Annotated in this window: 17 protein-coding genes; 9 read left to right on the top strand and 8 right to left on the bottom strand. The window is 70.5% G+C overall.

Annotated elements, in window-relative coordinates; all coding sequences use genetic code 11:
• Positions 1-529: 529 nt before the first annotated feature.
• Positions 530-2590 carry a phosphocholine-specific phospholipase C gene (locus VG296_RS08175; protein WP_325564739.1) on the top strand — a complete coding sequence of 687 codons (2061 nt, stop codon included), beginning with the start codon at positions 530-532 and terminating at the stop codon, positions 2588-2590.
• 25 nt (positions 2591-2615) lie between these two features.
• On the opposite strand, the gene VG296_RS08180 is transcribed toward VG296_RS08175, so the two are convergent.
• Both VG296_RS08180 and VG296_RS08185 read right to left on the bottom strand, forming a co-directional pair.
• Positions 2616-3782 carry a lactate 2-monooxygenase gene (locus VG296_RS08180; RefSeq protein ID WP_325564740.1) on the bottom strand — a complete coding sequence of 389 codons (1167 nt, stop codon included), beginning with the start codon at positions 3780-3782 and terminating at the stop codon, positions 2616-2618.
• Positions 3783-3786: 4 nt separating this feature from the next.
• The gene (locus VG296_RS08185) at positions 3787-5178 is read right to left on the bottom strand and encodes an MFS transporter (RefSeq protein ID WP_325564741.1); all 1392 of its coding nucleotides are present in this window, start codon (positions 5176-5178) and stop codon (positions 3787-3789) included.
• Positions 5179-5333: 155 nt separating this feature from the next.
• Between VG296_RS08185 and VG296_RS08190 the strand changes: the two genes are divergently transcribed.
• The 3 genes from VG296_RS08190 (at position 5334) to VG296_RS08200 (ending at position 8008) form a co-directional block, all read left to right on the top strand.
• The gene (locus tag VG296_RS08190; RefSeq protein ID WP_325564743.1) at positions 5334-6278 is read left to right on the top strand and encodes a helix-turn-helix transcriptional regulator; all 945 of its coding nucleotides are present in this window, start codon (positions 5334-5336) and stop codon (positions 6276-6278) included.
• A gap of 29 nt (positions 6279-6307) precedes the next feature.
• The gene (locus VG296_RS08195) at positions 6308-6985 is read left to right on the top strand and encodes a maleylpyruvate isomerase N-terminal domain-containing protein (RefSeq protein ID WP_325564745.1); all 678 of its coding nucleotides are present in this window, start codon (positions 6308-6310) and stop codon (positions 6983-6985) included.
• 87 nt (positions 6986-7072) lie between these two features.
• Entirely contained in the window at positions 7073-8008 is a 936-nt protein-coding gene (locus tag VG296_RS08200; RefSeq protein WP_325564746.1) for a sigma-70 family RNA polymerase sigma factor, read from the top strand.
• 40 nt (positions 8009-8048) lie between these two features.
• On the opposite strand, the gene VG296_RS08205 is transcribed toward VG296_RS08200, so the two are convergent.
• Positions 8049-8228: a hypothetical protein gene (locus tag VG296_RS08205; protein ID WP_325564748.1), complete on the bottom strand. Its 180-nt coding sequence runs from the start codon at positions 8226-8228 to the stop codon at positions 8049-8051.
• A gap of 197 nt (positions 8229-8425) precedes the next feature.
• On the opposite strand from VG296_RS08205, the gene VG296_RS08210 reads away from it, so the two are divergent.
• Together VG296_RS08210 and VG296_RS08215 are read left to right on the top strand one after the other, a co-directional pair.
• Complete coding sequence (locus VG296_RS08210) at positions 8426-8581, top strand: hypothetical protein (protein ID WP_325564750.1); 156 nt, start codon at positions 8426-8428, stop codon at positions 8579-8581.
• 340 nt (positions 8582-8921) lie between these two features.
• Positions 8922-9845, top strand: a complete 924-nt coding sequence (locus VG296_RS08215; protein WP_325564752.1) for an NADP-dependent oxidoreductase — start codon at positions 8922-8924, stop codon at positions 9843-9845.
• A 55-nt stretch (positions 9846-9900) separates the two neighbouring features.
• Here VG296_RS08215 and VG296_RS08220 read toward each other — a convergent pair whose 3' ends face one another.
• From VG296_RS08220 to VG296_RS08235, 4 genes are all read right to left on the bottom strand, one after another.
• A complete protein-coding gene (locus VG296_RS08220) occupies positions 9901-10890 on the bottom strand; it encodes a hypothetical protein (protein ID WP_325564753.1) in 990 nt (329 codons plus the stop codon).
• 114 nt (positions 10891-11004) lie between these two features.
• Positions 11005-11997 carry an isopenicillin N synthase family dioxygenase gene (locus VG296_RS08225; protein WP_325564754.1) on the bottom strand — a complete coding sequence of 331 codons (993 nt, stop codon included), beginning with the start codon at positions 11995-11997 and terminating at the stop codon, positions 11005-11007.
• 116 nt (positions 11998-12113) lie between these two features.
• Entirely contained in the window at positions 12114-13067 is a 954-nt protein-coding gene (locus tag VG296_RS08230; protein ID WP_325564756.1) for a glycosyl hydrolase family 18 protein, read from the bottom strand.
• A 127-nt stretch (positions 13068-13194) separates the two neighbouring features.
• Entirely contained in the window at positions 13195-14358 is a 1164-nt protein-coding gene (locus tag VG296_RS08235) for an aminotransferase class I/II-fold pyridoxal phosphate-dependent enzyme (RefSeq protein WP_325564758.1), read from the bottom strand.
• Between the two features lie 100 nt (positions 14359-14458).
• On the opposite strand from VG296_RS08235, the gene VG296_RS08240 reads away from it, so the two are divergent.
• Both VG296_RS08240 and VG296_RS08245 read left to right on the top strand, forming a co-directional pair.
• A complete protein-coding gene (locus VG296_RS08240; protein ID WP_325564760.1) occupies positions 14459-14953 on the top strand; it encodes an Lrp/AsnC family transcriptional regulator in 495 nt (164 codons plus the stop codon).
• A gap of 47 nt (positions 14954-15000) precedes the next feature.
• Complete coding sequence (locus VG296_RS08245) at positions 15001-15636, top strand: DUF2461 domain-containing protein (protein ID WP_325564762.1); 636 nt, start codon at positions 15001-15003, stop codon at positions 15634-15636.
• 338 nt (positions 15637-15974) lie between these two features.
• Here VG296_RS08245 and VG296_RS08250 read toward each other — a convergent pair whose 3' ends face one another.
• Positions 15975-16889 carry a hypothetical protein gene (locus tag VG296_RS08250; protein ID WP_325564764.1) on the bottom strand — a complete coding sequence of 305 codons (915 nt, stop codon included), beginning with the start codon at positions 16887-16889 and terminating at the stop codon, positions 15975-15977.
• 337 nt (positions 16890-17226) lie between these two features.
• Between VG296_RS08250 and VG296_RS08255 the strand changes: the two genes are divergently transcribed.
• The coding region (locus VG296_RS08255) for a nickel-binding protein (RefSeq protein WP_349259492.1) at positions 17227-17393 on the top strand (167 nt) is incomplete at its 3' end.

Below are 17393 nucleotides of genomic sequence, written 5' to 3' on the forward strand. Positions count from 1 at the left end.
GCACCCGAGATGGAAACCCCACCAGGTTTCCAACCCACCGTCCGCACCCACCATGACGTTCACCATGACGTTGAGTGATCAAGGCCCATACGCCGCCGCGGAACTGCTTGGATTATGCCTCTTCTTCGCGGTTTTTCCAGCCCCTATCCCGACGTCGATACCCGCACCGATCCCCGCGGGAGCGGGATGATCAAGGTTTTGCGAACATGGATACGAGCCCTGCGGCACAGTGCCGCGGTGGGCACGATGCGGACCGCAACGCCTGACCCACCCCGACGGATGCGCCGCGGACGACCCGAGGCCGCCGTCCACCCCGGCCACCCCGCATCAGCATGCGCGTTCCCCTATGCGGGGTCGGTCCGCCCGCCGCGGACCCGATCTCGTTTACCGACATGTGACTTGTTCATACACGTTTCCAAGATTCTTCGCCGTCCCTTCCCTATACAGGCGCCCCGTACGGGCACTACGTCCAGCACACTGGAGCCCGCGCCACCCGCCCCGTCCCGCTCCAGAAAGGCCCGCGCTCTCCATGGCCGTCAATACCAACCGCCGCCGCTTCATCCAGCTGTCCGGAGGAGCCGCGGCCGCGTCCATCCTGTCCACCTCGATCGCGAAGGCCGCCTCGATCCCGGCGTCCCGGACCACCGGCACCATCCAGGACGTCGAGCACATCGTCATCCTGATGCAGGAGAACCGGTCCTTCGACCACTACTTCGGCACACTGCGCGGCGTGCGCGGCTACGGCGACCCGCGCCCGGTGACGCTGCCCTCCGGCCAGTCCATCTTCCACCAGCCGAACGGCACCGGCACCCTGCTGCCGTTCCACCCGAGCGCGTCGAACCTCGGCCTGCAGTTCATCGAGGACCTCGCACACGACTGGAACAGCACGCACCAGGCCCGCAACGGCGGCGCCTGGAACGAGTGGATCGCCGCCAAGGGCACCACGACGATGGCGTACCTGGACCGCGAAGACATTCCGTTCCACTACGCGCTGGCCGACGCGTTCACCATCTGCGACGCCTACCACTGCTCGCTGCTCGGCCCGACCGACCCGAACCGCTACTACATGTGGACCGGCTACGTCGGCAACGACGGCCAGGGCGGCGGCCCGGTGCTGGACAACGCCGAGGCGGGCTACGGCTGGGGCACCTTCCCCGAGAAGCTCGAGGCGGCGGGCGTGTCCTGGAAGATCTACCAGGACGTCGGCACCGGCCTCGACGCGGCCGACTCCTGGGGCTGGACGAACGACGCGTACATCGGCAACTACGGCGACAACTCGCTGCTGTACTTCCACCAGTACCAGAACGCCGCCGCCGGCACCCCGCTCGCCGACAAGGCCAAGACCGGCACCGACACGAACGCCACCGGCACCCTCGACTTCTTCGACATCCTCAAGTCGGACGTGCAGGGCGGCAAGCTCCCGCAGGTTTCCTGGATCGTCGCGCCCGAGGCGTTCTGCGAGCACCCGAACTGGCCCGCCAACTACGGCGCCTGGTACATCGCGCAGGTCCTCGAGGCGCTGACCGCCGACCCGGACGCGTGGAGCAAGACCGCGCTCTTCATCACCTTCGACGAGAACGACGGCTTCTTCGACCACGACGTCACACCGGCGCCGCCGACCTCCGCGGCCAACGGCGCCTCGACGGTGGACGTGAGCCTGGACGTCTTCCCGGGCAACTCCGAGTTCGTCGCCGGCCCCTACGGTGTCGGCCCGCGCGTGCCGATGGTCGTCGTCTCCCCGTGGAGCACCGGCGGCTACGTCAACTCCGAGGTCTTCGACCACACCTCGATCATCCGCTTCGTCGAGAAGCGCTTCGGCGTGCACGAGCCGAACGTCTCGGACTGGCGGCGCACCGTCTGCGGCGACCTGTCCTCGGCCTTCGACTTCTCGAAGGAGGGCGGCGAGCCGCGCGACCTGCCGAGCACCTCGGCCTACGTCCCGGCCGACCGCGCCCGCCACACGAGCTACGTGCCGGCCGTGCCGACCGACCAGGTCATGCCGGTGCAGGAGCCGGGCCTGCGGCCGGCCCGGCCGCTGCCCTACAACCTGGCCGTGGACGCCAAGGTGACGCTCGGTCAGGTCGAGCTGGACTTCGCGAACTTCGGCTCGGTCGGCGCCGCGTTCCACGTCGTGTCCTCGACCGACGCCACCGGCCCGTGGGACTACACGGTCTCGGCCGGGAAGAAGCTGACCGGCAAGTGGGCGGTCGGCTCGGGCTACGCCTACGAGGTGCACGGCCCGAACGGCTTCCTGCGCGAGGTCAGCGGCTCGGGTCCGGTGGCCGGGCTCGACGTGACGGCGCGTCACCTGGGCAGCGGCAAGGGCGAGGTGCTGCTGAGCTTCGTCAACCACGCCGAGTACTCGATCGAGATCACCCTGACCGACGCGTACGGCAACCAGGGCGGCCACGCCACCTTCCGGGTGCGTCCGGGCGGCAGCTTCGAGCACACCGTGCTCACCGACCGGGCCAACGGCTGGTACGACGTGTCGGTGAAGATCTCCAGCGACTCGGACTACCTGCGCCGCTTCGCCGGCCACGTGGAGACCGGCCGCACGAGCACCAGCGACCCGGCGATCGCCACCGCCTGATACACCGGATCGGCGCGCGGTTCGCTCACCCCACCCTGCGCAGGGTGTCCGGGGTGAGCGAGTCGCGCGTCGGGTATCCGTCCACGGCCATGATCAGGTCGGCCTCGGCGAGCAGGCCGCGCAGCACGTGCACGAGCCCCGCGACGCCGCCGAGCGCCAGCCCGTAGGCGTACGGCCGGCCGATCCCGACCGCCGTCGCGCCGAGCGCCAGGGCCTTGATCACATCGGCCCCCGAGCGCACGCCCGAGTCGAACAGCACCGGCAGCCCGTCGGCCGCCTCGACCACTCCGGGCAGCGCGTCGAGCGCGGGCAGGCCGCCGTTCGCCTGTCGGCCGCCGTGGTTCGAACAATAGATTCCGTCCACGCCCGCATCCTTGGCCCGGCGTACGTCGTCGGGGTGGCACAGGCCCTTGAGGATCAGCGGCAGCTTCGTCAGTGACCTGAGCCACGGCAGATCGTCCCAGGTCAGCGGATTGCCGAAGGTCCCGGCCCAGTGCAGGATCGCGGCACCCTGATTCTCCTCGGGCGGCTGGGCGAGCCGGGAGCGGAAGACCGGGTCGGAGAAGTAGTTCGCCAGGCAGTGCCCGCGCAGCTGCGGGAAGTTGCCCGTGCTCAGGTCGCGCGGCCGCCAGCCGGGGATCCAGGTGTCCAGCGTGACGACGATGCCGCGGTAGCCGGCGGCCTCCGCGCGGTGCACGAGGCTGGCGGCGAGCTCGCGGTCGGTCGGCGTGTAGAGCTGGAAGAAGCCCGGGGTCTCGCCGAGCTCCTTGGCCACGTCCTCAAGCGGATCCACGGAGAGGGTCGAGGCGATCATCGGCACGTCCAGCTCGGCCGAGGCCCGCGCCGTGGCCAGGTCGCCGTGGCCGTCCTGCGCGCACAGCCCGAGGACGCCGATCGGGGCGAGCAGCAGCGGCGTCGGATAGCGGTGGCCGAACAGTTCCACCGAGAAGTCCCGCTGCTTGGCCCCGACGAGCATCCGCGGAACCAGGCCCCAGCGGGTGAACGCCTCGACGTTCGCCCGCTGGGTCGTCTCGTCCCCCGCTCCTCCGGCGACGTACGACCAGACCGAGGGCGCGAGCGTGGCCCGCGCGCGTTCTTCGAGCTCCGCGTGGGCCATGGGCAGCTCGGGGAGCACGCCCTGCAGAGCATTGAAGTAAATCTCATGCTGGTAGTCGCCGTAGGCTTGGGGCATCTGCTCACCGTACCTTCGGCAGGGCCAGTGTCGCCATGGCCGTCACCGCCAAGAGTGCGATGCAGATGATGAGGCTGGTGTGCAGTCCGGTCACGAAGCTCGCCTGGTTGGCGACGAGCGCGCCGAAGCCCGCGACGGCAAGCGCGCCGCCGGTCTGCCGGAAGGAGTTGAGCACTCCCCCGGCCAGCCCCGCGCGCTCCGGGGCGAGGCCGCCGAGCATCAGCGCGGTGAGCGAGGGCACCGCGAAGCCGAGGCCGCCGGCGAGCGGCAGCAGCAGGATCGCCAGCGTCAGGGCACTGGTGTGGCCGTCGACCAGCAGCAGGATCAGCAGGCCGAGCGCGCAGGCGATCTGGCCGACGAGTACCGGGACCCGCGCGCCGTGCCGGGCCGCGACACGTGCCGAGGCGAGGTTCGTCATCGAGCACAGGACAGCGGTCGGCAGGAAGATCAGGCCGGAACCTACGGCCGAGCGGCCGAGGATGTCCTGCGCGAACAGTCCGAAGACGAAGATCAGTCCGTAGTACGCGGCGTTGACCACGAAGCCGACGGCTAGGCAGACGGCCACCACGCGCTCCCTGAGCAGGCCCAGCGGCAGCATCGGCTCGGCCGCGCGGTGTTCGACGACTGCGAAGGCGGCGAAGGAGAGCACTGCGATCATGAGGCTGACGAGCGGCCCGGGGCGGCTTAGACCGTGCGCGCCACCTTCGATCACGCCGTACGTCAGCGCGCCGAGGCCGAGGATCGCGGTGAGCTGGCCCGGCAGGTCGAGTGGCGCCGGACGGCGCGGCGAGGCGGGCGTGCGCACGACGGCCAGCAGGATGACCAGGCCGACCGGCAGATTGAGAAAGAAGATCGAGCGCCAGCTGACGGAGCTGGTCAGCGCCCCGCCGAGCACCGGACCGAGAGCGGTCGCGGCGGCCCCGCTCATCGTCCACTGCGCGATCGCGCGGCCGCGGGCGACGGCGTCCGGAAAGGCCTGCCGCACCATGGCGAGCGAGGCCGGGAGCATCACCGCGGCCGCTGTGCCCTGGGCCAGCCGCGCACCGATCAGAAAGCCGAGCGAGGGCGCGAGCCCGCACGCCGCCGACGCGAGCGTGAACACGGCCGCACCCCAGGCGTACACGCGGTTCGCGCCGAGCCGGTCCGAGAACGCGCCGGCCGAGAGCAGCAGCGCCGCGAACATCAGCGTGTAGGCATCGACGATCCACTGCAGGCCGGCCGTCGAGCCGCCGAGCCCGCGCCCGACGCTGGGCAGCGCCACGTTCACGGCCGAGGCGTCGATGGCGATCATGACGAAGCCGAGCAGCGCGGCGAACAGCGTCAGGCGGGGTGAGCCCGTGCGCTGCGGAACTGCGACCGCCTGATCGGCGTCGCAGCGTTCTACTGTGGTGGTCACCGTGAGTCCCCTCTCTGCGCGGCCCACCGTTCGGATCGGCCGCTGATCCCAGCGTGCCGAAGCCGCGCGAGCGGAAACAGACCGCGCTGTTCGGGGGTGTGCCATTGCCCCCCTCGCGCCTTTCGCACGCCGGAGTCGTTTGCGAGACTCGGATCATGACCGAGCAGACCGCCGCCGAACTTGGCCGCTTCCTGCGTGCGCGGCGAGCCGCCGTGACCCCGGCAGAACTGGGCCTACCCAGCGGCTCCGGGACGCGACGTACCCCGGGCCTGCGGCGCGAGGAGCTCGCCGCGGTCGCGGGCGTGAGCATCGACTACTACATCCGGCTTGAGCGCGGCAAAGAGACTCGCCCGAGCCCGTCCGTGCTCGACGCGCTCGCCCGCGCGCTGCGACTGGACGCGGAGGAAACCGCGTACCTGCGAAACCTCGCGGAGCAGGCGGCGCGCGGCATGGCGGCGGACCCGCGACCGGCCGCGTCGCGGAACGTGCGCCCGACGCTGCTGCGCATGCTGGAGGCGGTCCGTCCGTGTCCCGCGTACGTGATCGGCCGGACGAACGACGTGCTGGCGGCGAATCCGGGCGGCACGTATCTGATGCCGGGCATGGCCGACTGGCCGGCCAGGCAGCGCAACACGATCCGCTACACGTTCCTGCACCCGTACGCGCGGGACCTGTGGCCCGACTGGGAGACCAAGGCCCGCGCCTGCGTGGCCCACCTGCGCGCCGTCGTCGGGTCGGCGCCGGACACGCCGGACCTGGTCGCGCTGGTCGGCGAGCTCGTGGTGAAGAGCCCTGACTTCAGCCGGATGTGGGAGCGCTACGACGTGCGGAAGGTCGGCTACGGCCAGAAGACGTTCATCCACCCGGAGGTCGGCACGATCACGCTGAGCCACGAGGTGCTGGAAGTCGTGCGGACGCAGGACCTGCGGATGGTCGTCTACTCGGCCGAGCCCGACACGGCGGACTACGACGCGATTCTGCTGCTGGACATGAAGGGCACCGGGGCGCTCGACGGCATGTCGGTGCAGAACCGGTCGCCGGAGACGGGGGTCGAGACGGAGATCGGCACGGATATCGACGCGTCGCGGGCGTCTTCTTAGTTACCCACCAGTAGCGCTACGCTCGCGGCATGGATACCGCTGAGTGTTATCGCACCGTACGCACGCGCATGATCGAATTCGGCGCCGGGCTGACCGGGGACCAGACGGCCGCGCCGGTGCCCGCGCTTCCCGCGTGGACGGTGCGCGACACGTACGCGCACCTCGCGGGTGTGTGCGCGGAGGTGCTCGACGGCAAGCTGACCGGCCGCGCCACGGACGACGACACCGCGCGGCAGGTCGCCGATCGCGCGGACCGCGGGCTCCCGGAGCTGTGCGAGGAGTGGGCAGAGCGCGGCCCGGAGCTCGAAGAGCGCCTCGCCGGGGAGAAGGGCTACCGATACAACCTGATGGTCTTCGACGCATGGAACCACGAACAGGACGTGCTCGGCGCCCTGCGCCTGCCGCAGTTCCGCGGCTGCCCGACGACGCCGGTGGTCGCGGCGACGCTGACCGACCTGCTCATCCGCGCCTGGCGCAAAGTCGAGCTCGCCCCGGCCGTCCGCGCGGTGACCCCGACCGGTGACTGGGTGATCGGGGTCGGCGAGCCGGTCGCCACGCTGCGGACGAACGACTTCGAGCTGGTCAGGATGCTCTCCGGTCGCAGAACACTGAGCGAGATGGCCGCGCTGGACTGGACCGGCGATCCGGGCGAGGTTCTGGACCGGCTGCACCTGTTCACCCCGCCGGCCAAGGAGCTCGGCGAATAGTCGGGCAGTCGCGTCTCGTCGTCCTGTCACATTCGTCGCGCCGTGTACGTCACCACGGTGAAGGCTCGCGATGGGAGACTGAGGATCATGGCAAACGGGGCGCACGCGCGGGACCACGCGCCGGACGCGAACGTGCAGGATGCGCTGGCCGCGCGGTTCGAGAGGGATCGGGCACGGCTGCGCGGGGTCGCGTACCGGATGCTCGGAACGCTGCCCGAGGCCGAGGACGCGGTCCAGGAGGCGTGGCTGCGGCTGGCCCGCACGGACACCGGCGAGGTCGCGAACGTCAGCGGCTGGCTGACCACGGTCGTCGCACGCGTCTGCCTGGACCAGTTGCGCAGCCGCAAGGCGCGCCGCGAGGACCCGGCCGGGATGCTGCTGCCGGAGCAGGAGCGCATCGAGGCCGCGGCGATGGCGACGGCGGCGAGCCCGGATCCCGAGGAAGAGGCGCTGCTCGCGGACACCGTCGGCCTGGCGCTGCTCGTCGTCCTCGACACTCTCTCGCCCGCCGAGCGGCTCGCCTTCGTGCTGCACGACCTGTTCGGCGTGTCCTTCGAGGAGATCGCACCGGTCGTCGACCGCACTCCCGCCGCCGCCCGCCAACTCGCCAGCCGCGCCCGCCGCCGCGTCCACGGCCAGTCCGCCGCCGTCGAGGCGGACCAGGCGCGCCGCCGCGAGGTGGTCGACGCCTTCCTCGCCGCCTCCCGCGGCGGCGACTTCGAGGCCTTACTCACCGTGCTCGACCCCGACGTCGTGATCCGCGGCGACGAGGCGGCCGTGCGCCTGGGCGGCGACGTCGAGTTCGAGTCCCGCGGTGCCCGCCGCGTCGCCGAGCAGTTCTGCGGCCGCGCCCAGGCCGCGAAGCCGGCCCTGGCCGACGGCGAACTCGCCGTCCTCGTCGCCCCGCACGACCAGGTCCTGCTCGTGCTCCGCCTCACCTTCCGCGACGGGCGGATCAGCGAGATCGACGCCGTCGCCGAACGCGATGTCATCGACGCGATGGAGTTGGTCCGCCTCGCGTAGCGGTTCGTCGCGATTCGCAGCAGTTCTCAGCGCTCGCGACTCACTGACCGGTCAGCGCGTCGCAGTTCGAGGCCGTGGCGAAGCCGAAGAACTTGATGCCGGCCGCAGCGGTGGTGCCGCAGATCCAACCGGCACTGTTGCCCTGGCCGAGGAGCTTGGTCAGGTCGATCGGCGTGACCGATACCTTCGGGGCCGAGGCTGTGCCCGCGTTGAGTGTCACCGCGTACTCTCCGTGGACGCACCTGGCGGGGAACGCCGACGTGCCGCTCACGTTGACCACGTCGGTCGAGGTCAGCGGGGCCTTGCCGTCGATCTCCCTGAGCAGCAGCGTGCCGCGGACGTCCGGGCGGCCCTTGGTCCTCGTTCTCCTGGATCGAGACGCCGTTGTAGGTACCGTTGATCACGCAGGAGCCCAGGGTGCTCACCCCGATGTCGGCCAACCAGTCGGCGCGGACGCCCGACGTGGACTGCGGCAGCACGGGGACGATCTGGTCGGTGCTGGTGCCGCCGACCTCGTTCCAGGTGACCGGTCCGCTGTCGGAGGAGTTGATCAGCGAGGCGTTGCACTCGTAGATCGCGGTCAGATCGGTGTCGGTCAGATTCGGCACCGTCAGTGGTCTTGATGTTCCGGTCGATGAAGCCCATGTCCAGGCAGTGCATGCCGGTACTGCCAAGCGTCCTGGGGTCGCCGATGATGGCTCCGGCGCTGGTCGGATAGGCGAGCGTCGTGCACCGCGGGTCGGTGCCGCCGGGCAGCGTAGCCGACGTGGCCGACGCGATGGTACTTCGATCTCTGATTCAGGTGGCCGGTCGGCTCCCGGCGCGTGAAGCTGGAGAAGCACGCCGCGGCGGAGTGAACGAGCGGGGTCCGCGAGGCGCAACTAGGATTGCGCGGGACGAGAGGAGCCCCTTGATGAAGGCCGTTATCTTCGAGGACTTCGGCGGTCCCGAGGTCCTGCACGTGGCCGAGGTCGACACGCCCACGCCCGGTCCCAAGCAGGTGCGCATCCGCGTGCACGCGGCGGGCGTCAACCCGTTCGACTACAAGGTCCGGCGCGGCCTCATGCGCCCGAGCATGCCCGCGAAGCTGCCCGCGATCCCGGGCAACGAGGCCGCGGGCGTCGTCGAGGAGGTCGGCGCCGAGGTGACGTACGTACGTCCGGGTGACGAAGTGTTCGGCTGGACGCGCGGCGGCGGTTACTGCGAACAGGCGATCCTCACGACGTACGCGGTCAAGCCCGCTGAGGTCTCCTTCGTGGACGCGGTGGCGCTGCCGGTCGGCGGTGAGACGGCGGAGCGCGTGCTGCGGCTGCTCGAGGTGAAGTCGGGCGAGACGCTGCTGGTACACGGCGCGGCCGGGGCCGTCGGCACGTTCGCCGTGCAGTTGGGCGTGGCTCGCGGAGCGCGGGTGATCGGTACGGCCGGGCCGTCGAACCAGGAGTACGTCGCGTCACTCGGCGGCGAGCCCACGCTGTACGGCGACGGGCTGGTCGAGCGGGTGCGCGCGCTGGCTCCCGAGGGCGTGGACGCGGTGTTCGACATCGCCGGACGCGGCGCGCTGCCGGAGTCGATCGAGCTGCGCGGCGGCACCACGGAGCGGATCGTCACGATCGCCGACTATCAGGGTGCGGAGAAGCTCGGCGTCACGTTCTCCGGCGGCGGCCCCGGTGCCTCGGTCGCGTCCACAGAGCTCCTGGAGGACCTCGCGGCGCGGGTCGTGCGGGGCGAACTGCGGGCCACGGTCACCGCCACGTTCCCGCTCGACCAGGCCGCCGAGGCGCAGCGGCAGAGCGAGGCCGGGCACGGCCGCGGCAAGATCGTGCTCACCGTCGGCTGAGCCCGGCCCATGTCGGTCACCTGAAGCCGGATCAGACGCCGAATCCGACGCTGAATCAGCAGTCGGTGTCCGGGTCGAACGTGGTCGGCAGGCTCTGCACCAGCTGCGGCTCGCTCAGCGCGAACCAGTAGGTGGACGCGTTGGCCGGGTCGCAGTAGGTCGCGGCCGGGTGGTCGTAGCCCGCGATCCAGATCGGTCCGGCGAACGGCATGCCGGCGGTGATCGACTGCCACTGGGTCTTCGTCGAGTACACGCCGACCGTCTTGCCGTCGGCGTGCAGCACGGCGGCCGCGGCCTGGATGACGATGTCGTTGTACGTCGGGTCGCAGACCCAGAAGTTCGGCGCGTAGCAGTCCGCGCCGGGCGGGTCGATGCTGGTCGAGGTGGGCAGCTCGGTGTCGAGCCACCACTGCGACGTGTCCGCGCCCTGCGACTCGGCCCACTGGACGGCGTAGGTCGCCGCGTTGTAGCCCCAGTTGAACGACAGGCACGCGTACTCGCTCGCGGTGCAATCGCCCGCCGGGCCGTGGTACGCGTACTGCAGGACGTGTGGCGACGTCCAGCCGATCGGCGAGTCGACGACCATGTACAGGCCCTGTTCCGAGGCCGTGGAGGCCCAGGCGAGCTCCTGGTCGAAGCACGGGTTCTGGCTGAACAGGTGGCCGTCGTCCACGCCGACGATGGCGACGGACGAACTCGGCGGCATGGCCCCGCCGCACTCCGGCCAGGAGACGTCGTAGCCGGTGGCCGGGGTCCCGTCAGACTTCGAAGCCGCCGAGGACGAGGATTTGAGCGTACCGGCCGCGCTCATACCGGCTGCGTTCGTAACGACCGTCTTCGTGCCCTGCGGGATGTACTCGGTCTTGCCGTCCAGCGTGGACGCCGGCAGGCCGCCGACCTGGTCGGATGGTGTGGTGGTGACGACCGTGACGGATCCTGGCGAGCCGTCGGTCGCGGGCGTCGCGGCGAACGCGGCTTGGGCCGGCAGGGTCGCCAGCACGCAGCCGACGACCGCGCCGCGGCCCAGCAGTGACCGCAATCGCATAGATACCTCCGGGTGGGTGGGCATGTGCGGGTGGATCAGGGCCCAGCGTAGGGGTCCCGTCCATCACAGACGCCACCGGAGGGAACTCGGCTTCAGCGAGTCCTCAATTTTCCCTCACCTGACCGGAAATCGTTCGGCCGCGTCGGGGTGGTGTTTGCGCGCGACCTCCGGGTGCGAACGCAGATAGCCCTTGAGCTCGTTCCAGCCGAAGACGTCGTAGAGCGCGTTCGCCGGGTCGCGCACCACGCCGGGCGCCTCGGCCAGGTAGTCGCCGGGCACCGGTTCGATCCGCGCGTCGAGCCGCGGGTTGTAGAAGAAGGGCACTGAGAAGCGTTCCGCACCCGACGCCGGGCTGACCACGCGGTGGTTGGTGGCGAGGAGGTAGCCGTCCGTCGCGATCTCCAGCAGCTCGCCGAGGTTGACGACGAATCCGCCGCGCAGCGGATCGACGTGGATGACGCCGCCGTCCTCGCGCTGCACCTGAAGTCCGCCGTGCTCGTCCTGGAGCAGCAGCGTGAGGAAACCGTAGTCCTTGTGCCAGCCGACGCCCTGCTCGGAGCCGTCCGGCGCGCGGCCGGGGTAGCGCACGAGCTTGGTGTGCAGGTGCGGCTTCTCGGCGAACGCCGCGTCGAAGAACGTGCGCGGCGCGCCGAGCGAGACGAGCAGTTCCCGCAGCAGCCGGTGCGCGACGGCGGCCAGCCGGTCCTGCCAGCCGAGGATGCCCTCGCGCAGCTCGGGGAGGGATTCGGGCCACGCGTTCGGGCCTTGCAGCCACAGGTACGCCGGGTCGTGCGGCGAGAGCACGAGTGGCGGCAGTTCGGGCCCGATGTCGAGCTGGTCGCGCCAGTCCGAGCGTCCGCCGGTCAGCTCGTGGCCGATCCGGGTGTAGCCGCGGAAGTGCGGCGAGTCGAGGTTGCTGAGCGTCAGCCGGTCCGCTTCGGGAAGGGCGAAGAAGCGGCGGACGAGGGCGAGCAGCGCGTCCGACTCCTCGGGCTCGATCCCGTGCCCGACGAGCTGGAAGAAGCCGACCTCGTGTGCGGCGTCGTGCAGGGCCTCGCGGAACGCCTCGACGCGGGCCGGGTCGTCCGCCGCGGAAAGGTCGATCACCGGGAGCTTTTCTTCAATCACAAGACATTTAGCCAACGAAACCGTGTCGTTATTCCCGGGTCGAGCGACGCGGCTGTCCGGCGCGTAGGCCTGCCGGTCAGCCGCGTCGCGGGCCGTCAGCCGGTGATCTTGTTGAAGACCTTCGAGTACGCGTAGCCGAGCGGCTTGTCGTACTGGTCGACCTCCCAGAACGCCAGCTCGCCCACGCCGTTCGAGGCCGCGAACGACTCGAGGGTCTTGGCGTCGGACTGGGTGAAGTTCTCGTTGTCGTCGTTCCGACCGGCGATCGGGGTCAGGCCGAGCATGCCCCAGTCGGCCGCGGAACTGCCGCCGTAGACGCTGTGGATCTGCTTCTCGGTGGCGGTCGCGCCCGACTCGGCGTCCTTGAGCGGGTTCTGCCCGTCGCCGAAGTCCATCGTCATGATGTTGACGATGGTGACCTTGACCCCGGCGCTCTTGGCGCCCTTGAGCAGGTTCACCGCGTTCGACTCGAGGCCGGTCGGGTCCACCGGGATGGTGAAGTCGATCTGCACCGAGGGGTCGGCCGCCTGGAGCTTCGCCAGCGCCTGGTCGCGCCGCGAGTTGGCCGAACCGTCGTCGAGCACCGAGCCCTCGATGTCGAAGTCGAGCCGGTTGACGCCGTAGGTCTTGACCACGTTGGCGTACGCGGCCTCCAGCTTCGAGGCCGAGGTGCAGGTCTGCGCCAGCTCGCCGCCGGACGCGCCGCCGAAGGAGATCAGCACGTTGCCGCCGGCGGACTGGAGCGCGGAGATCTGGCTGGTGAACGCGCCGACCGAGTCGCCGTTGTCCTCCCACTCGGCGGTGCAGCCGCTCTTCGGGGTGAGGAACGCGAGCGTGTAGTACGGGTCGCCGCTGGCCGACTTGTCCTTGGCCATGTCCCCGGCGTCGGACGAGGCGATCTGCAGGTACGGGGCGGAGAAGTGCGCGGGCAGCGAGCTGCCGGCGGCCTGGCTGGTGCCGGACGCCAGCAGCACGCCGCCCGCGGCCAGGCCGGTCGCCGCCACCGCGCCGACGGCGAGGCGCGCGGGACCAGTGCGTATCGGATTCATACTCGGAATGACCTCTTCGGAGCCTGGACGGTGGGTGGGTGAGAGCCATAGTTAGTAAACTTCCCTAACCATTGGCTCGCAACGTACCCCCGGCGCTCCGGTCGGTCAATAGTCTGAGAATCGGGGATCAGGCGCGCTTAAGGGCCCGTTCAAGGTCGGCTCGAAGGTCCTCGGCGTCCTCGAGGCCGATGGACAGCCGCAGCACCGAGGCGTGTGGCTTGGCGTCGGCGGCCACCGGCCGGTGGGTGAGCGACGCCGGGTGCTGGATCAGCGTGTCGACGCCGCCGAGCGAGACCGCGTGCGTGATCAGCTCACAGGCCCCTGCGACGCGCGCGGCCACCTCGTAGCCCCCGCGCACGGAGATCGCGAGGACGGCTCCGGGCCCGCTCATCTGACGGCCGACCAGCCGCGTCGGGTCGCATTGCGGCAGGCTCGGGTGGTAGACCCGATCGATCTCAGGCCGGGCGGCGAGCCACTCGGCGAGTTGCCGCGCGGATTCCGACTGGTGACGCACGCGCAGCGGCAGCGTCTGCAGGCCGCGATGCAGCAGGTACGCGGCGAGCGGGTGCAGAATGCCGCCGGTCACGGCCCGCACCCGGCGCAGCTTCTCGGCCCACTCCGCGTTCGTCGCGACGATCCCCGCGAGCACGTCGCCGTGGCCGCCGAGGTACTTCGTCGCGCTGTGCACGACCAGCTTGGCGCCGAAATCGGCCGGCTGCTGCAGAATCGGCGTCGCGAAGGTGTTGTCGACGAGCAGCGGCACGCTGCCGGACTGCCGGGCGATGTCGGCGAGATCGAGTAGTTCCAGCGTCGGATTGCCGGGCGTCTCGACGATGACGAGGCCGGTGTCGGGGCGCAGCGCGCAGGCCACGTCGGCGGGATCGGCCCAGGTGACATCGGTGCCGAGCAGACCGGTGCTCAGCACGTGATCCGTGCCGCCGTAGAGCGGTCGCACGGCCACGACGTGCCGCTTACCCTCGGCGGCCGCGGCCAGCAGGCAGGCGGTGATCGCGGCCATCCCGGACGCGAAGGCGACCGCCTGCTCGCAGTGCTCGAGCTCGGCGAGGGCCTGCTCGAAGCGGCCGGTCGTCGGGTTCCACAGCCGCTGATAGACGTAAGTCCCGCCCGGCACCGGCAGCCCGCCGGTGGCCAGCGCCTCGTAGCACGCGCCGCCGATCTCGATGTCCGGCAGCGGATTCGTGGTCGAGAAGTCGATCGGCGGCACGTGCACGCCGAGGTCCGCGAGGTCCTGGCGTCCGGCATGCACGGCGCGGGTGTCGAGGTGCGTCATGGAGAACAGAATGAAGATGATCCGGCGGCATGGAAAGATGCTTGAATATAATTCTCTGAGCAGTCAACCTGTCGCATGATCTTCGCCGGGAGCCGGACTTGTGAGCGTGCCATCGAACAATCCACAGCAGGACGTCGACGAGATCGACCGGGCGATCCTGCGCGTGCTCGCCCAGGACGCGCGCACGCCCAACAACGCGATCGCCGAACTCGTCGGCATCGCGCCGTCCACCTGCCACGGCCGTATCAGGGCCCTGCGGGAACGCGGCGTGGTCCGCGGCTTCCACGCCGACATCGACCCGGCCGCGCTCGGACTCGGCCTGCAGGCGATGATCGCGGTGCAGCTCAACGTGCACAGCCGCGCCCAGATCAACACCTTCATGCGGGATGTGCCGAAACTGCCTGGCCTGGTGAGCTTCTTCCACGTGGCAGGGACCGACGACTACCTGCTGCACATCGCCGTGCGCGACTCGGACGCGCTGCGCGAGTTCGTGCTCGACCACCTGACCGGCCATCCGGCCGTGCGGCACACCGAGACGAGCCTGATCTTCGCGCACCTGCCCGGAACGCCGGCCGGGCTGGGCCTGGAGGAATGAGCGCGTCCCACTCGCGACTGTCGGAGGCGGCGGCTACTGTCCGAGGTATGGGATTCACCGGCTGGCCGGAGCGTGCGTTCACCTTCTACGAGGGTCTCGAGGCGGACAACTCGAAGGCGTACTGGTCCGCGCATCGTGCCGTCTACGACGCTGACGTGGTCGCGCCGATGGAGGCGCTGCTGAGCGAGCTCGCGGACGAGTTCGGCGATGGGAAGCTGTTCCGCCCGTACCGCGACATCCGGTTCAGCGCCGACAAGTCCCCGTACAAGACGGCGATGGGCGCCACACTGTCCCGCGGCGGCTACATCCACCTCTCCGCCGACGGCCTTGGCGTGGCGGTCGGCTACCACATGATGGCGCCCGACCAGCTGGCCCGATACAGGCAGGCCGTGGCCGAAGACGTCACCGGCGAGGAGCTGCGGCGGATCATCGCCGAGGTCGAGGCCCGTGGCATCGACGTCGTCGGAGAAGATCCGCTCAAAACGGCGCCGCGCGGCTACTCGAAGGACCACCCGCGCGCCGACCTGCTGCGCAACAAGGGCCTGATCACCTGGCAGGAGTGGCCGGTCGAGCCGTGGATGCACACGGCGAAGGCCAAGGCCCGGATCGCCAAGCACTTCCACGACTCACAGCCGCTGCAAGCCTGGCTCGACGACCGCGTGGGCCACTCCGAGCGCGGCTGACCCCGCGCCGCCGCCCGCCCCGTCAGGCAAGGCGACTCAGGACGACCGACCCAACGCCAGACGGCTGACTCGACTCCCTGCACACTTCCTGCCAGCGGAGACTTGGCCAGTCGGAGCGGAGAACGGCTGACCCCGCACCACCACGCCCCCAATCAGGCGAAGCGACACAGGACGACCGACCAAACGCCAGACGACTACTCAACTCCCCTGCCCACTTCCTGCCGGGCAGGGACCGAGCCAGCCAGAGCGCGGCTGACCCCGCGCCGCCACTCCCCCGATCAGGCGCGGTGACGCGGGGTCGGTGACGGAACGTCAGACGGTTGGCCCGACTCCCCTGCTCACTTCTTCTTGCCGGGCGGGGACTGCGACGGCGTGCTCGGGCTGCTCGGGGCGCTCGGCAGGGTCGAGGCGCCCGGAAGTGAGGGCAGGGTCGGCAGCCCGGGCAGGCTCGGGTTGTCCGGAAGCGAGGGCAGGCCCGGCTTGGACGGCGTCGGCACCGGCACCTTGGGCACGCTCGGGGCCGGGACCGGGACCTTCGGCACCGACGGGGTGGACGGCACGGGCGGCGTCGGCAGCGGCAGCCCGGAGAGCTTCGGCGGGGCCGGGGGGCTCGGAACCTTCGTCGGCGGGGTCGTCGTCGGCAGTGTGCTGGGCTTCGGGGCGGGCGAGGTGGGCACCTTGACCGCGGGCAGGCACTTGTTGGAGACCAGGCTGGTCACGTCCGAGACCAGCCCGCCCGCCGCGGTCACCGCGCCGGAGATGTTCGGAACCCCGGACAGGTCGCTGACCAGGCTGAACAGCTCGGCGAGCAGCTTGGCCACGTCCGAGACGCACTCGGTGGAGGGCGGCGTGACGTTCTTGCTCGGCACGTTGGGCAGGCAGCCGGCCTTCTGCAGCGCGGCGACGTCGTTGAGCGCGGCGGTGATCAGGCCGGTGGCGTCGTCGGTCTTCGGCGGAACCGCCGTCAGGTCGCCGCTGATACCGGGGATCTGCGCGACGAGCTGCTTCGCGAGCTCCGAACAGGTCGAGCTCGGCGGCACGGTCGGCGTCGGCGTGCCGGGCGTGCTGGGGGCGGGCACGCCCGGCTTCGGCGGGGGCGGCGGCGTCGGAGCGACCGAGAACGCCGCCGCGGTCTGCTCGCTCGGCGCGCCGGACTGCCCGCCGCTCGTCGTCAACGCCACAGCGGGCGCCGCGACCGACGCGGCGACGGCCACGGACAGGGCGGCGGCGCCCACGGCACGGGAGATCTTCACGGTACAACAGCTCCTTGACTTCGTTCGCATCCTGGGTGGCGGTGGGACCGCCCGACCGCTACGGCCATAGGTCAAGATGCGAACAAAATGAACTGATGAAACCCCAATGTCCGGCTGACGGGTCGACAGATCACCCGAATGTCAGACGATACGCAACCGTCGGTGCTCGAATGCCGCCGTTCGAGGGAACCAGGTCCGACCGCACCCGGGAGCCGTGCGGCCGCCTGCCCCCAACCGATGATCGAGCACCCCCCCGGTCCCCCGAATGGCCGAGTCGCGCGTGGCCTGGACTGCTCGTAGCGTGGTTGGTACGCACCCTCGAGGAGGCATGAGGACCATGGCCACATACATGGACGTGCACCACGGCATGAACGGGATCACCGCCGAGCAACTCGCCGAGGCGCACAAGGCGGACCTCGCGATCGAGTCGGACGAGCATGTGCACTTCAAGCAGGCGTGGGCCGACCCGGAGTCGGGCACGGTGTACTGCCTGTCCGAGGCGCC

This window comes from Actinospica sp. (genome assembly GCF_035552695.1).
Lineage (GTDB): Bacteria > Actinomycetota > Actinomycetes > Streptomycetales > Catenulisporaceae > Actinospica.

Bases quoted from the DNA above. Each gene is read 5' to 3' on its own strand.
- VG296_RS08175 (WP_325564739.1), top strand. From the start codon at position 530: ATGGCCGTCAATACCAACCGCCGCCGCTTCATCCAGCTGTCCGGAGGA.
- VG296_RS08180 (WP_325564740.1), bottom strand. From the start codon at position 3,782: ATGCCCCAAGCCTACGGCGACTACCAGCATGAGATTTACTTCAATGCT.
- VG296_RS08190 (WP_325564743.1), top strand. From the start codon at position 5,334: ATGACCGAGCAGACCGCCGCCGAACTTGGCCGCTTCCTGCGTGCGCGG.
- VG296_RS08195 (WP_325564745.1), top strand. From the start codon at position 6,308: ATGGATACCGCTGAGTGTTATCGCACCGTACGCACGCGCATGATCGAA.
- VG296_RS08200 (WP_325564746.1), top strand. From the start codon at position 7,073: ATGGCAAACGGGGCGCACGCGCGGGACCACGCGCCGGACGCGAACGTG.
- VG296_RS08215 (WP_325564752.1), top strand. From the start codon at position 8,922: ATGAAGGCCGTTATCTTCGAGGACTTCGGCGGTCCCGAGGTCCTGCAC.
- VG296_RS08220 (WP_325564753.1), bottom strand. From the start codon at position 10,890: ATGCGATTGCGGTCACTGCTGGGCCGCGGCGCGGTCGTCGGCTGCGTG.
- VG296_RS08230 (WP_325564756.1), bottom strand. From the start codon at position 13,067: ATGAATCCGATACGCACTGGTCCCGCGCGCCTCGCCGTCGGCGCGGTG.
- VG296_RS08235 (WP_325564758.1), bottom strand. From the start codon at position 14,358: ATGACGCACCTCGACACCCGCGCCGTGCATGCCGGACGCCAGGACCTC.
- VG296_RS08245 (WP_325564762.1), top strand. From the start codon at position 15,001: ATGGGATTCACCGGCTGGCCGGAGCGTGCGTTCACCTTCTACGAGGGT.